Below are 12,955 nucleotides of genomic sequence, written 5' to 3'. Positions count from 1 at the left end.
GACTGGTCGCGGCCACGATCTCCATCGCCGGCCTCTCCGTGACCGTGTGGGCCCACCACATGTACGTCACCGGCGGAGTGTTGCTGCCGTTCTTCTCCTTCATGACGTTCCTCATCGCCGTGCCAACAGGCGTGAAGTTCTTCAACTGGATCGGAACCATGTGGAAGGGGTCCCTGTCCTTCGAGACCCCGATGCTCTGGGCGACGGGCTTCCTGATCACCTTCACCTTCGGCGGCCTGACCGGCGTCATCCTGGCCTCGCCGCCGATGGACTTCCACGTCTCGGACTCGTACTTCGTGGTGGCGCACTTCCACTACGTGGTCTTCGGCACGGTCGTGTTCGCGATGTTCTCCGGCTTCCACTTCTGGTGGCCGAAGATGACCGGCAAGATGCTCGACGAGCGCCTCGGCAAGATCACCTTCTGGACGCTGTTCATCGGCTTCCACGGCACCTTCCTGGTCCAGCACTGGCTGGGTGCCGAGGGCATGCCCCGTCGTTACGCGGACTACCTCGCGGCCGACGGCTTCACCGCCCTGAACACGATCTCGACGATCAGCTCCTTCCTGCTCGGCCTGTCGATCCTGCCGTTCCTCTACAACGTGTGGAAGACGGCCAAGTACGGCAAGAAGGTCGAGGTCGACGACCCGTGGGGCTACGGCCGTTCGCTCGAATGGGCGACGTCCTGCCCGCCGCCGCGGCACAACTTCCTCACCCTGCCCCGGATCCGCAGCGAATCCCCGGCGTTCGACCTGCACCACCCGGAGATCGCCGCTCTCGACCAGCTCGAGAACGCGCACCACGCTGACAAGGCCCTCGCCGGCGGCAAGGAGGCGGGCAAGTGAAGGTCCAGGGCTGGATGTTCATGTGGCTGAGCGTCTTCGTGCTCGCCATGGCGGTCGTGTACGGCCTCTGGTCCAAGGAGGCGGCCGGTACCACGGCCCTCTTCATGGCCTTCGGCCTCTGCGTCATGATCGGCTTCTACCTGGGCTTCACGGCCCGGCGGGTCGACACGCTGGCGCAGGACAACAAGGAGGCCGACGTCGCGGACGAGGCCGGCGAGGTGGGCTTCTTCAGCCCGCACAGCTGGCAGCCGCTCGCCCTCGGTATCGGTGGCGCGCTGGCCTTCCTCGGTGTGGCCATCGGCTGGTGGCTGTTGTACTTCTCGATTCCGTTCATCATGCTCGGCCTGTTCGGCTGGGTCTTCGAGTACTACCGCGGTGAGAACCGCACGCAGTAGCACACGCCGAACGCACAAGAGCCCGGACACTCCGTCAGGAGGGTCCGGGCTCGTGCTTTTGCCGCAGTGCCGGTCCCTCGTCCGAGTGACCCACCGCGCCGGGGCTGACGAACCTTCATAACCTCGGCTCATGAACCACTCTCCGCGCATCCGCACCGTCGTCAGCTGCACCCTGCTGGTGATCTCCCTCGGCGCGGGCGTCACCGCCTGCGGGTCCGGCGGCGGCAACCCGCTGTCGGACAAGCCGTACGACGCGGCGGGGCAGATCTCCTTCAACGGCCCGTCCGGCAAGGGCAAGAAGGCCGACCCCGACAAGCCCCTGGAGGTCACCGCCTCAGGTGACGACGGGCGGATCACGGACGTCACGGCCACGGACGCCACGGGGCGCTATGTCACGGGCGAACTCAACGCCGACGGCACCCGCTGGCGCAGCACCTCCGCACTGGCCGCCAACGCCCACTACACGGTGCGGGTGAGCACGGAGGACGAGGACGGCGCCCCCGGCCGCAAGGTCCTCACCTTCGACACCACCAAGCCGACCACCAAGAAGAGCCTGACGGTGAAGTTCGGTCCGGACGCGGGCACCTACGGTGTCGGCCAGCCGGTCACCGCCGAACTCAACAAGCCCGTCAAGGACAAGGCGCAGCGGGCCGTCGTGGAACGTGCCCTCAGGGTGGACTCCACGCCCGCTGTGGAGGGCGCCTGGCACTGGGTGGACAACAAGACGCTCCACTACCGCCCCAAGGAGTACTGGCCCGCCCACGCCACCATCCAGGTGCACAGCGACCTGGACGGCGTGAAGATCAGCGACCGCCTGTGGGGCGGCAGATCCAAGGGGCTCAAGCTCACCACGGGCGACAAGATCATCGCCGTGACGGACGCCGCGTCCCACGAAATGACGGTCTACAAGAACGGCGAGGAGATCAACGAGATCCCCGTCACCACCGGCAAGCCCGGCTTCGAGACCCGAAACGGCGTCAAGGTCGTACTGGGCAAGGAGTACTTCGTACGGATGCGCGGTACCACCGTCGGCATCTCCGAGGGCTCCTCGGACTCGTACGACCTACCCGTGTACTACGCCACCCGCGTCACCTGGAGCGGCGAGTACGTCCACGCCGCCCCCTGGTCCGTGGGCTCCCAGGGCTCCGAGAACGTCAGCCACGGCTGCACCGGCATGAGTACCGGCAACGCCGAGTGGTTCTTCGACCACATCCACGAGGGCGACGTGGTCAAGGTCGTCAACTCCAACGGCGACGACATGGAACCCTTCGGCAACGGCTTCGGCGACTGGAACCTGGCCTGGAAGAAGTGGCGGGGCGGCAGCGCGCTGGTGGGCGGAACCCCGGATGGCCCCAGGCCGGAAGACGCGGCACGGCTCCGTCCCGAGTCAGTGTGACCCACCCAGAGGTGACCCACCCAGGGGCGCGGGGCTGTGACATTTGCGGCTCCGCCGCGCGGGCGCGACCAGCCACAGCGGACCCGCAGTCGCCAGAGACCCCGCGCCCCACCCCACTAGGCGCTCAGGGCCCGCTTCTCACGCAACAGAGACGCCAGCGCAGCCGCGAACTCAACGGGCTCCACAGGCAACGTCACCGCGGCCTCCGCACGACTCCACGTGGCGAGCCACGCATCCTGAGGCCGTCCGATGAGGACCAGCACCGGCGGGCAGTTGAAGACCTCGTCCTTCACCTGCCGGCACAACCCCATGCCACCCATCGGCGCGGACTCACCGTCGAAGACACAGACGTCGATCCCACCCCGGTCCAGCTCCTTGACGACCGCCGCCTGCGTCGCGCACTCCAGGAACTCGACCAGCGGCGCGTCCGGAGCTGGCCTGCGCCCCGTCGCCAGCCGGACTTGCTCGCGGGTGTTGGAGTCATCGCTGTAGACCAGCACCGTGGCGGTCGGCTGCATTCTTCCTCCCAAGGTCCGTTGCGCGGATGCTACTCCTTTGAACACCCCGTCAACACCTGTTGGAACACCCCTGCGATGGGCCATACGGGCAGTACACACGCTGCGAACACTCCGAACGGCACCCCCCGGAGTGAGGGCGGGATAAGCGACCGACATAATGTCGGTCGTGGCGACAGCAACGACAGTAGAAACCGGGCACGCGCACCCGTCGGTCAACCGGCCGAACCTCACCAGCGTCGGAACCATCATCTGGCTGAGTTCCGAGCTGATGTTCTTCGCGGCCCTCTTCGCGATGTACTTCACCCTGCGATCGGTGACCGGTCCGGATCACTGGAAGGAGATGGCGAGCCATCTCAACCTTCCGTTCTCCGCGACCAACACCACGATCCTGGTGCTCTCCTCCCTCACCTGCCAGCTCGGCGTCTTCGCGGCCGAGCGCGGGGACGTGAAGAAGCTCAGGGGCTGGTTCATCATCACGTTCGTGATGGGTGCGATCTTCATCGGCGGTCAGATCTTCGAGTACACGGAGCTGGTGAAGAAGGACGGCCTGTCGCTGTCCTCCGACCCGTACGGCTCGGTGTTCTACCTGACCACCGGCTTCCACGGCATGCACGTGACGGGCGGCCTCATCGCCTTCCTGTTCGTCCTCGGCCGCACCTACGCGGCGAAGAGGTTCACCCACGAACAGGCGACCGCGGCCATCGTCGTGTCCTACTACTGGCACTTCGTCGATGTCGTCTGGATCGGCCTCTTCGCCACGATCTACTTGATCAAGTAGTCGGGCCCGATCCCGCGCGCAGCCAAGAAGCGCACATTCCAGAAGCATCGACGCAGAAGATCCTGACACCGGGGTAATCCGTGAAAAAGCTCTCCACACGACGACGCCATCCGCTGGCGGCGGTCGTCGTACTACTCCTCGCGCTGGCGGTATCCGGGGGGGTGTACAGCCTGGTCGCGCCCGCGAGCAAGGCGCAGGCCGACGAGTCCGCTCAGTCCCTCTCCATCGACGAGGGCAAGAAGCTCTTCGCCGTCGGTTGCGCCAGCTGCCACGGCACCGGCGGTCAGGGCTCCTCCGACGGGCCGAGCCTCGTGGGTGTCGGCGCCGCGGCGGTCGACTTCCAGGTGGGCACCGGCCGTATGCCTGCCCAGCAGCCGGGCGCTCAGATCCCGGCCAAGAAGGTCATCTACTCCCAGGCCGAGATCGACCAGCTCGCGGCGTACATCGCCTCGTTGGGCGCCGGTCCGGTCATCCCGACGAAGAACGAGTACGGGCCGGCGGGGTCGGACATCGCCAAGGGCGGCGAGCTGTTCCGCACCAACTGCGCCCAGTGCCACAACTTCACCGGCAAGGGCGGCGCGCTGACGCACGGCAAGTTCGCGCCGAGCCTCGAAGGCGTTGCCCCGAAGCACATCTACGAGGCCATGCAGACCGGCCCGCAGAACATGCCTTCCTTCCCCGACACCACACTGTCGTCGAAGAACAAGAAGGACATCATCGCGTACCTCAACGCGGTCAACGGCGACAACACCGAGAGCCCCGGCGGTCTTGAGCTGGGCGGTCTCGGTCCGGTCAGTGAGGGTCTCTTCGCCTGGATCTTCGGTCTGGGCGCGCTGATCGCGGTAGCCGTCTGGGTCGCCGCTCGGACCGCAAAGGCCAAGAAGTCATGAGTAGCCAAGACATTCCAGAAGAGAACCTGCCCGCTGAGCAGGACGCGCACGGCGCGGTGTCGGTCGCGGACGAGCAGGACCCGTTCGCCGACCCGGGACTGCCGCCGCACGAGCACCGGGTGCAGGACATCGACGAGCGGGCCGCCAAGCGGTCCGAGCGTGTCGTCGCCTTCCTGTTCACGCTGTCGATGCTCCTCACGGTCGGCTTCATCGCCTCCTACGTGGCGATCCCGCACGACAAGGCGATCTTCGTCTTCCCGATCGGTCACATCAACGCGCTCAACTTCGCGCTGGGTCTGACCCTCGGCGGAGCGCTCTTCACCATCGGCGCGGGCGCGGTCCACTGGGCCCGCACCCTGATGTCCGACGTGGAGATCGCCGACGAGCGGCACGCGATCGAGGCGCCCCCCGAGGTCAAGGCCAAGGTCATGGCCGACTTCAAGGACGGTGCCAAGGAGTCGGCGCTCGGCCGTCGCAAGCTGATCCGCAACACGATGTTCGGCGCCCTGGCCCTGTTCCCGCTCTCCGGCGTCATGCTGCTGCGCGACCTGGGCCCGCTGCCCGGGACCAAGCTCCGCCACACCATCTGGTCCAAGGGCAAGCTGCTCGTCAACATGAACACGAACCTGCCGCTGCGTCCCTCGGACGTGGCCGTCGGCTCGCTCACCTTCGCCAAGCCCGAGGGCCTGGAGGAGACCGACGAGGAGTTCCAGACCGAGATCGCCAAGGCGGCGCTGATGATCGTCCGGCTCCAGCCGGACAACATCAAGGACAAGCGCGAGCTGGAGTGGGCGCACGAGGGCATCGTGGCCTTCTCGAAGATCTGCACCCACGTGGGGTGCCCGATCTCCCTGTACGAGCAGCAGACGCACCACGTGCTGTGCCCGTGCCACCAGTCCACCTTCGACCTCTCCGACGGTGCCCGAGTGATCTTCGGCCCGGCCGGTCACGCCCTGCCGCAGCTGCGCATCGGCGTGAGCGACGAGGGCTACCTCCAGGCGCTCGGCGACTTCGAGGAGCCCGTCGGTCCTGCATTCTGGGAGCGCGGATGAGCACTACGACCAACTCCACGAGCTCATCAGGCGCTGGCGCGCCGGGGCGTTCGCGCGAGAAGGCACCGGCCGGCGAGAAGATCGCCGACTGGGCCGACGGACGCCTCGGGATCTACTCCCTGGCCAAGTCCAACATGCGCAAGATCTTCCCCGACCACTGGTCGTTCATGCTGGGCGAGGTCTGCCTCTACAGCTTCATCATCATCATCCTCACGGGTGTGTATCTGACGCTGTTCTTCCACCCGTCGATGAACGAGGTGACGTACCACGGCAGCTATGTCCCGCTCCAGGGGCAGCTGATGTCGGAGGCGTTCAACTCGACGATGCACATCTCCTTCGATGTGCGCGGCGGTCTGCTGATCCGTCAGATCCACCACTGGGCGGCGCTGATCTTCCTCGCCGCCATGTTCGTGCACATGATGCGCGTGTTCTTCACGGGTGCGTTCCGCAAGCCGCGTGAGGTCAACTGGCTGTTCGGCTTCCTGCTGTTCGTTCTGGGCATGTTCACCGGCTTCACCGGTTACTCGCTCCCGGACGACCTGCTCTCCGGCACCGGTGTCCGCTTCATGGAGGGCGCGGTCCTGTCCGTGCCGATCGTCGGCACGTACCTGTCGTTCTTCCTCTTCGGCGGCGAGTTCCCGGGCGGCGACTTCGTCGCACGGTTCTACTCGATCCACATCCTGCTGCTGCCGGGCATCATGCTCGGCCTGGTGGTCGGCCACCTGATCCTGGTCTTCTACCACAAGCACACGCAGTTCGCGGGTCCCGGAAAGACGAACAACAACGTCGTCGGCATGCCGCTGCTGCCGGTCTACATGGCCAAGGCCGGAGGCTTCTTCTTCCTGGTCTTCGGTGTCATCGCGGCCATCGCGGCGATCGCGTCGATCAACCCGATCTGGGCCATGGGTCCTTACCGTCCGGACATGGTGTCCACGGGCGCCCAGCCCGACTGGTACATGGGCTTCTCCGAGGGCCTGATCCGCTTCATGCCGGGCTGGGAGATCAACTTCTGGGGTCACACGCTCGTCCTGGGCGTGTTCATCCCGTTGATCATCTTCCCGCTGGTCCTGGTCGCGATCGCGGTCTACCCGTTCATCGAGTCCTGGGTCACCGGCGACAAGAGCGAGCACCACATCCTGGACCGCCCGCGCAACGTCCCGACCCGTACGGCCTTCGGTGCCGCGTGGATCTCGTGGTACTTCGTGCTGCTGGTCGGTGGCGGCAACGACATCTGGGCCACGCACTTCCACCTGTCGATCAACACAATCACCTGGGCCGTGCGCGTCGGCTTCTTCGTGGTGCCGGTGCTGGTCTTCATCGCCACCAAGCGGGTCTGCCTCGGCCTCCAGCGCCGCGACAAGGACAAGGTGCTGCACGGCCGCGAGTCGGGCATCATCAAGCGCCTGCCGCACGGTGAGTTCGTCGAGATCCACGAGCCGCTCAGCCAGGACGCGCTGCACACGCTCACCGCGCACGAGCAGTACGTGCCGGCCGCGATCGGCGCGACGGTCGACGAGAACGGTGTCGAGCGCAAGGTCAAGGGCTCCGAGAAGCTGCGCGCCAAGCTGAGCGAGGCGTACTACGGCGAGGAGTCCCAGATCGCCAAGCCCACCGTCGAGGAGTACAAGGAGATCACGAGCGGCCACGGCCACCACTGATCGCTGAGGCGTCGCCACGCCACAGTCGAAGGGCCCCGTCCGAACACCGGACGGGGCCCTTCGCCGTGTCCCGCGCTGGATAGGGTGGGGGCACATTCTTGAACCACTTCTTCTACGACACCCAGGAGCGGCCGTATGAGCGCTGTGACCCCCGCTGGAGGCACCACCGCGGCGGGCCGTTCCTGGCCCGATCTCCTCAGCTCCCTGCTCGCCGGACAGGACCTGAGCACCGCCGACACGGCGTGGGCGATGGACCGCATCATGAGCGGTGAGGCCGCGGACGCGCAGATCGCGGGCTTCCTGGTGGCGCTGCGGGCCAAGGGTGAGACGGTCGAGGAGATCACCGGTCTCGTCGAGACGATGTACGCCCACGCGAAGCCGCTGGACATCCCGGGGCCCGCCGTCGACATCGTCGGTACGGGCGGCGACCGGGCCAAGACGGTCAACATCTCGACGATGTCCGCGATCGTGATCGCCGGTACCGGCGCGAAGGTCGTCAAGCACGGCAACCGTGCCGCGTCCTCGGCGAGCGGTTCCTCCGACGTGCTGGAGAAGCTCGGCATCAATCTGAACCTGCCGACCGAGCAGGTGGCGCGGGTGGCGGCGGAGGCCGGGATCACCTTCTGCTTCGCGGCCAAGTTCCACCCCTCGATGCGCTTCGTCGGCGCGGTCCGGGGGGCGCTGGGGATTCCGACCGCGTTCAACCTCCTCGGCCCGCTCACCAATCCGGCCAAGGTCACCTCGTCGGCGGTCGGCTGCTTCGACACCCGTATGGCCGGGCTCATCGCGGGCGTGCTGGCCGAACGCGGCTCGTCCGCGCTGGTGTTCCGCGGTGACGACGGCCTCGACGAGCTGACGACCACGGCCACCTCCCGGGTGTGGATCGTCCGCGACGGCAAGGTCACCGAGGAGACCTTCGACCCCCGGGACGTCGGTCTCGAACTGGTCCCCGTCGAGGCCCTGCGCGGCGCCGACCCCGAGTACAACGCGGGTGTCGCCCGCCGTCTCCTGGACGGTGAGACGGGCCCGGTGCGGGACGCCGTACTCCTGAACTCGGCGGCTGCCCTGGTGGCGCTGGAGCGGGGGGACGGGCCGTTGGCGGACCGGATCAGGGCCGGGATGGAGAAGGCCGCGGAGTCGATCGACTCGGGCGCCGCCAAGCGGACTCTGGAGCGCTGGGCGGCTGCCACCAACGCGTAGCGGCACGGCGGTCGTCGTCCCGCGATCCGGACACGGGTTGCGGGACGACGATCACCTCACGTAAATTTTCCGACCAGGTCATGAGTGACAGTCATGAGGCCCCGGCCGACTGTCCGGCAACCCTCCGTCCGTGGCGGGGTGCCCCGGGTGAAGACCAGGCCGTAGGCAGCGAGGTCTGCGGCAAGCGCGGGCCCCTCGAAAGACACCAGGGGTCCTGGTCATCGAGGGAGCCCTCTGTGAGCAAGCGAATGCGATAGGGCGTCGAGCCCCGCCTCCGCATACCCCCTTTTCACCCTCCTCCGTGCTTGAGCCCTGCGTGCTCGTACGGCGGATCCGCCTTGCCTCTCACGGGAGTTCGCCATGTCTGTCTCCACCGCTGTCGCCGCTCAGGCCATTTGTGCCCAGCTGCCCGTTCTCGGCCGGGATGTCACCGTGCCGCTCGTCACGGGCGGCGAGGTCACCTACGCGGCGCTCGACTACGCGGCCAGCGCCCCGGCCCTGCAGCGCGTCTGGGACGACGTGGCGGCCTACGCCCCGTACTACGGCAGTGTCCACCGCGGCGCCGGCTACCTCTCCCAGCTGTCCACGGACCTCTTCGAGAACGCGCGGAAGACCGTCTCCGAGTTCCTCGACTGCCGCGCCGACGACCAGCTGATCTTCACCCGCTCGACCACGGACTCCCTCAACCTCCTCGCCGCCGCCCTGCCCGCCGACTGCCAGGTCTTCGTCTTCGAGACCGAGCACCACGCGTCCCTGCTGCCCTGGAAGGACGCCCGGGTCACCTACCTCAACGCCCCGCGCACCCCGGCCCAGGCCGTCGAGACCCTGGAGCAGGCCCTCGCCGCCAGGGACCCGCAGGGCCCGGCCCTGGTCTGCGTCACCGGCGCCTCGAACGTCACCGGCGAACTGTGGCCGGTCCGTGAACTGGCCGCCGCCGCGCACGCCCACGGCGCCCGGATCGTCCTGGACGCCGCCCAACTCGCCCCGCACCACCCGGTGTCCGTCCAGGACCTCGACGTCGACTGGATCGCCTTCTCCGGCCACAAGCTCTACGCCCCCTTCGGCTCCGGTGTCCTCGCCGGCCGCGCCGACTGGCTGCAGGCGGCCGACCCCTACCTCGCGGGCGGCGGCGCCAGCCGCAAGGTCACCCGGCGCGAGGACGGGGGAGTGGACGTCGAGTGGCACGACAGCGCCGCCCGGCACGAGGCGGGCTCCCCGAACGTCATCGGTGCCTACTCCATCGCGTCGGCCTGCAAGGCGCTCACCGAGGCGGGCTTCGACACGCTGGTCGCGCGCGAGCAGCACCTGATCGAGAAGGTGCGGGCGGGCCTTGCCGAGGTCCCGGAGGTGCGCGTCCTGTCGTTGTTCGGTGACGACGCCCCGCGCGTGGGCGTGATCTCCTTCGTCGTCGACGGCTGGAACAGCTCGCACTTCGCCGCCGCGCTGTCCGCCGAGTACGGCATCGGCGTCCGCGACGGCCTCTTCTGCGCCCACCCCCTGGTCCGCACCCTCCTGGGCAGCGACCCCCAGACCCAGGGCGAGTGCGGCGCCCCCGAGGCGGCCCCGGGCGAGAAGTCCCTCAACGCGATCCGCGTCAGCTTCGGCGCGGGCACCCCGGACGAGCACGTCGAGCGCTTCGTGACCGCGGTACGGGAGCTCGTGACCGACGGTGCGAAGTGGAACTACCGTACGGAGGACGGCCGTTGCGTGCCGGCCGTGTGACCATCCAGGGGTGGGGACCTGTACGAGGAGGGGCGCGTCCTCGGGCCGGCTGCGCGGGTCCGTCACTGGGCGGACGTGACGCGCTGGCGCTCCACCGGCGACGTGATCGTGGTCTCCAACGAGCAGGGCGACAGGGCCTGGTACACGGCCGATGCTCAGGCACCGGCGAGGCTCGACCGGATCGAGAAGGGCTGGCAGGTCACCTTCGGCCCGCTCACGGCGGACGCGCACGGGGAGCTGGAACTGTGTCTCGGCGGTGAACTGATCGCCCTCAGGGCGCGGGGCTGCGACAATTTGCGGCTCCGCTGCGGGGCGCGACCAGCCACAACGAACCAGTACCCGCAGACGCTCTGTGCCCCGCAGACGATTAGGCGACGATCACGAGTCCAGCCCGATCGCGAAGGCCGCCTCAAGGTCGTGCTGGGAGTACGTCCGGAACGCCACGTGTGTGTCCGTCCCCTCCACCCCGGGGATCTTGCTGATCCGCCCGGGGATCACCTCGGCCAGGTCCTCGTGCTGCCGTACCCGCACCATCGCGATCAAGTCATATGTACCGGTGACGGAGAAGACCTCGCTCACGGATTCGAGCGCGGCGATCGACTCGGCGATCTCCGGAATCCGGTCCACGCTGGTCTTGATGAGGACGATCGCGGTGATCACGGCTGGTTCTCTCCCTCGGGGACCGTTGCTGGGGCGGCCTTCACTCTAGTGGTACGACCGAATCTCACCCACGCGTAGCCGAAGCCCAGCGTGAAGCCGACCAGGTGGGCGAGGTACGCCACTCCCGGTCCCTGGGCGGCCTGGCCCGCCGCCAGCCACTGCAGGGCCGCCCAGAACGGCAGGACCACCCAGGCGGGGAAGCGCAGCGGCAGGAAGAAGAGGAAGGGGAGGAGACTCGTCACGCGGGCCCGGGGGAACAGGTACAGGAACGCCCCGAGGACCGCCGAGATCGCCCCGGACGCGCCGACGAGGGACTGCGTGGAGTCGGCGTTGGCCAGCGTGTAGCCCAGCAGTGCCAGATAGCCGCAGGTCAGGTAGAAGAGGGTGAACTCGACCCGGCCAAGACGTTCCTCGGTCATCGCTCCGAAGACGTAGAGGAAGAGCATGTTGCCGAGTAGATGGATCCAGCTGCCGTGGACGAAGAGGGCCGTGACGGGGGTGAGGGCTTCTCGGGCGGGGCTCGCGAACAGGTCGGCCGGTACCACTCCCCAGCGGTGGAAGTACGCCCGCTGGGCGGCGAGCAGCGCGTCCCCGGTGCCGTAGGACGGGACGAAACCCGAGGCCGGGCCGAGGACGAAGATCAGGCAGCACAGGCCGATCAGGGCGTATGTCATCGGTGCCGAGGTGTTCCGGATCGCCCGCACGCCCGCTGGGCCCCAGTTGCTGATCATGAACACAGAGCATGACGTAACGGGACGCAGTCGGACAGAGTGCCTCGCCGCTGTGGACGGCCGAGCGGCGAGTACCCGCCAGGCCGTAGGGTTACGAGCCACACTCGCCGGGAAACCGGCGATCACGGAAACTGGAACAAGAAGGAAGCGGACAGCCACGATGACGGTACCCCTGCCGACCGCCTCGACGCGGTGGCGCTGCACGCTCTGCGGCAACCTCACGCGCTTCGACGTGACGCGTTCGTCGAAGGTCGTGGAGTACCTCCACCTGGACCTGGCCGGTGAGCCGAAGGTGGAGGAGCGCGAGGTGGTCAGTGAGACCATCGAGTCGGTGCGCTGCCGCTGGTGCAACGCCGTGGATCAGGTGGAACTCGTGGACAGGCCGGGCGCCGGCTCCTGAGAGGGAGCGGGCCCCGCACACGTATAGGGGTGTGAGGGATGGTGGAGAACTCAGGCGGGGGGCCGGGCGACGGCGCCGCCGAGGTGCTCGACCGTCCGCTGCCCGACGGCGTGCGGAGACGAGTCGTACAGATCGTTTCCGACGGCTTCGGCGGCCTCACCGTCGCCGAACTGCCCGCGCAGCTACGACAGTACGCCCGCTTCGCCCCCAACCGGCGCGCCAAGTTCGCCGGCAACGCCATGGCCGCCGCGCTGGAGACCGATCCGCTGTTCCGGCAGCGTATCGGGGAAAAGCTGAGAGAGGCCCAGTCGGAGCTGACCGGCGCGCTCGACTCCGGCTCGCCGCCCCCGGCCGCGGATCCGCTCGACGTGGCGGCCGCGGCCTATGTTCTGCGCCCCACCGGCTGGGTGAAGCTGGTGACCGCCGCCGGCGAGGAGGCGCTGCGCGCTGACGCCGAGCGCGTCGACGAGGAGAGCCGGGCCGAACTGGAGCGGCTGCGCGAGGAGTTGGCGCAGGCGAGGGACGCCACCCGGACCGAGACCGAGCGGCTGCGCACCGAGCTGGACGCGGCGAAGAAGGAAGCGGAATCGCTTCACCGCAAGCTGCGTTCCGCCCACAGCGACATCAAGCGCGGCGAGGCCGCTCTGCGCAAGCTGCGCGCCGAGACGGACGCCGCGCGCGCCGAGGGTGGTGACGCGGGTGCCGACCTTCGC

13 protein-coding genes, 1 pseudogene and 1 riboswitch are annotated in these 12,955 nt (G+C 68.0%); of the genes and pseudogenes, 11 read left to right on the top strand and 3 right to left on the bottom strand.

The window, feature by feature from the left end:
- The 3 genes from R6V09_RS30980 to R6V09_RS30970 all read left to right on the top strand — a co-directional run.
- Positions 1-842, top strand: an 842-nt coding sequence (locus R6V09_RS30980) for a cytochrome c oxidase subunit I (RefSeq protein WP_317884764.1), incomplete at its 5' end; no start/stop codon positions are given.
- A complete protein-coding gene (locus tag R6V09_RS30975) occupies positions 839-1,237 on the top strand; it encodes a cytochrome c oxidase subunit 4 (RefSeq protein WP_317884763.1) in 399 nt (132 codons plus the stop codon). The genes R6V09_RS30980 and R6V09_RS30975, both read left to right, overlap by 4 nt.
- A 130-nt stretch (positions 1,238-1,367) precedes the next feature.
- Positions 1,368-2,633, top strand: coding sequence for a L,D-transpeptidase (locus R6V09_RS30970; RefSeq protein WP_317884762.1), 1,266 nt, complete (start codon positions 1,368-1,370; stop codon positions 2,631-2,633).
- A 116-nt stretch (positions 2,634-2,749) separates the two neighbouring features.
- Here the strand turns inward: R6V09_RS30970 and R6V09_RS30965 are convergent, their stop codons facing one another.
- Entirely contained in the window at positions 2,750-3,151 is a 402-nt protein-coding gene (locus R6V09_RS30965) for a hypothetical protein (RefSeq protein WP_317884761.1), read from the bottom strand.
- Positions 3,152-3,308: 157 nt separating this feature from the next.
- Between R6V09_RS30965 and ctaE the strand changes: the two genes are divergently transcribed.
- The 6 genes from ctaE (at position 3,309) to R6V09_RS30935 (ending at position 10,451) form a co-directional block, all read left to right on the top strand.
- Positions 3,309-3,929 (top strand): aa3-type cytochrome oxidase subunit III, encoded by a 621-nt coding sequence (gene ctaE / locus R6V09_RS30960; RefSeq protein ID WP_019067823.1) that lies wholly within the window; start codon positions 3,309-3,311, stop codon positions 3,927-3,929.
- 80 nt (positions 3,930-4,009) lie between these two features.
- Positions 4,010-4,819, top strand: a complete 810-nt coding sequence (gene qcrC / locus R6V09_RS30955; RefSeq protein ID WP_317884760.1) for a cytochrome bc1 complex diheme cytochrome c subunit — start codon at positions 4,010-4,012, stop codon at positions 4,817-4,819.
- Positions 4,816-5,871, top strand: a complete 1,056-nt coding sequence (gene qcrA, locus R6V09_RS30950) for a cytochrome bc1 complex Rieske iron-sulfur subunit (protein WP_317884759.1) — start codon at positions 4,816-4,818, stop codon at positions 5,869-5,871. Before qcrC ends, qcrA begins: the two co-directional genes overlap by 4 nt.
- A complete protein-coding gene (gene qcrB / locus R6V09_RS30945; protein ID WP_317884758.1) occupies positions 5,868-7,529 on the top strand; it encodes a cytochrome bc1 complex cytochrome b subunit in 1,662 nt (553 codons plus the stop codon). The genes qcrA and qcrB overlap by 4 nt, the downstream gene beginning before the upstream one ends.
- A gap of 135 nt (positions 7,530-7,664) precedes the next feature.
- Positions 7,665-8,729: an anthranilate phosphoribosyltransferase gene (gene trpD / locus R6V09_RS30940; protein WP_317884757.1), complete on the top strand. Its 1,065-nt coding sequence runs from the start codon at positions 7,665-7,667 to the stop codon at positions 8,727-8,729.
- 76 nt (positions 8,730-8,805) lie between these two features.
- Positions 8,806-8,922, top strand: a riboswitch (SAM riboswitch).
- A 167-nt stretch (positions 8,923-9,089) separates the two neighbouring features.
- Positions 9,090-10,451 (top strand): aminotransferase class V-fold PLP-dependent enzyme, encoded by a 1,362-nt coding sequence (locus R6V09_RS30935; RefSeq protein WP_317884756.1) that lies wholly within the window; start codon positions 9,090-9,092, stop codon positions 10,449-10,451.
- A gap of 378 nt (positions 10,452-10,829) precedes the next feature.
- On the opposite strand, the gene R6V09_RS30930 is transcribed toward R6V09_RS30935, so the two are convergent.
- On the bottom strand, positions 10,830-11,111 hold the full coding sequence (locus R6V09_RS30930) for an Lrp/AsnC family transcriptional regulator (protein WP_019062383.1): 282 nt from the start codon (positions 11,109-11,111) through the stop codon (positions 10,830-10,832).
- A complete protein-coding gene (locus R6V09_RS30925) occupies positions 11,108-11,842 on the bottom strand; it encodes a rhomboid family intramembrane serine protease (protein ID WP_317884755.1) in 735 nt (244 codons plus the stop codon). Before R6V09_RS30925 ends, R6V09_RS30930 begins: the two co-directional genes overlap by 4 nt.
- 160 nt (positions 11,843-12,002) lie before the next feature.
- On the opposite strand from R6V09_RS30925, the gene R6V09_RS30920 reads away from it, so the two are divergent.
- Positions 12,003-12,242, top strand: a complete 240-nt coding sequence (locus R6V09_RS30920; RefSeq protein WP_019067815.1) for a hypothetical protein — start codon at positions 12,003-12,005, stop codon at positions 12,240-12,242.
- Positions 12,243-12,280: 38 nt separating this feature from the next.
- A pseudogene (locus R6V09_RS30915) lies at positions 12,281-12,955 on the top strand (NYN domain-containing protein); the annotation flags it as partial.

This window comes from Streptomyces sp. W16 (assembly GCF_033194735.1).
Lineage (GTDB): Bacteria > Actinomycetota > Actinomycetes > Streptomycetales > Streptomycetaceae > Streptomyces.
The sequence above is the reverse complement of the archived record's forward strand: the minus strand, read 5'-3'. Positions and strand labels throughout refer to the sequence as shown.

Coding starts and splice junctions, on each gene's coding strand:
- R6V09_RS30970 (WP_317884762.1), top strand. CDS start 1,368: ATGAACCACTCTCCGCGCATCCGCACCGTCGTCAGCTGCACCCTGCTG.
- R6V09_RS30965 (WP_317884761.1), bottom strand. CDS start 3,151: ATGCAGCCGACCGCCACGGTGCTGGTCTACAGCGATGACTCCAACACC.
- ctaE (WP_019067823.1), top strand. CDS start 3,309: ATGTCGGTCGTGGCGACAGCAACGACAGTAGAAACCGGGCACGCGCAC.
- qcrA (WP_317884759.1), top strand. CDS start 4,816: ATGAGTAGCCAAGACATTCCAGAAGAGAACCTGCCCGCTGAGCAGGAC.
- qcrB (WP_317884758.1), top strand. CDS start 5,868: ATGAGCACTACGACCAACTCCACGAGCTCATCAGGCGCTGGCGCGCCG.
- trpD (WP_317884757.1), top strand. CDS start 7,665: ATGAGCGCTGTGACCCCCGCTGGAGGCACCACCGCGGCGGGCCGTTCC.
- R6V09_RS30935 (WP_317884756.1), top strand. CDS start 9,090: ATGTCTGTCTCCACCGCTGTCGCCGCTCAGGCCATTTGTGCCCAGCTG.
- R6V09_RS30925 (WP_317884755.1), bottom strand. CDS start 11,842: ATGATCAGCAACTGGGGCCCAGCGGGCGTGCGGGCGATCCGGAACACC.
- R6V09_RS30920 (WP_019067815.1), top strand. CDS start 12,003: ATGACGGTACCCCTGCCGACCGCCTCGACGCGGTGGCGCTGCACGCTC.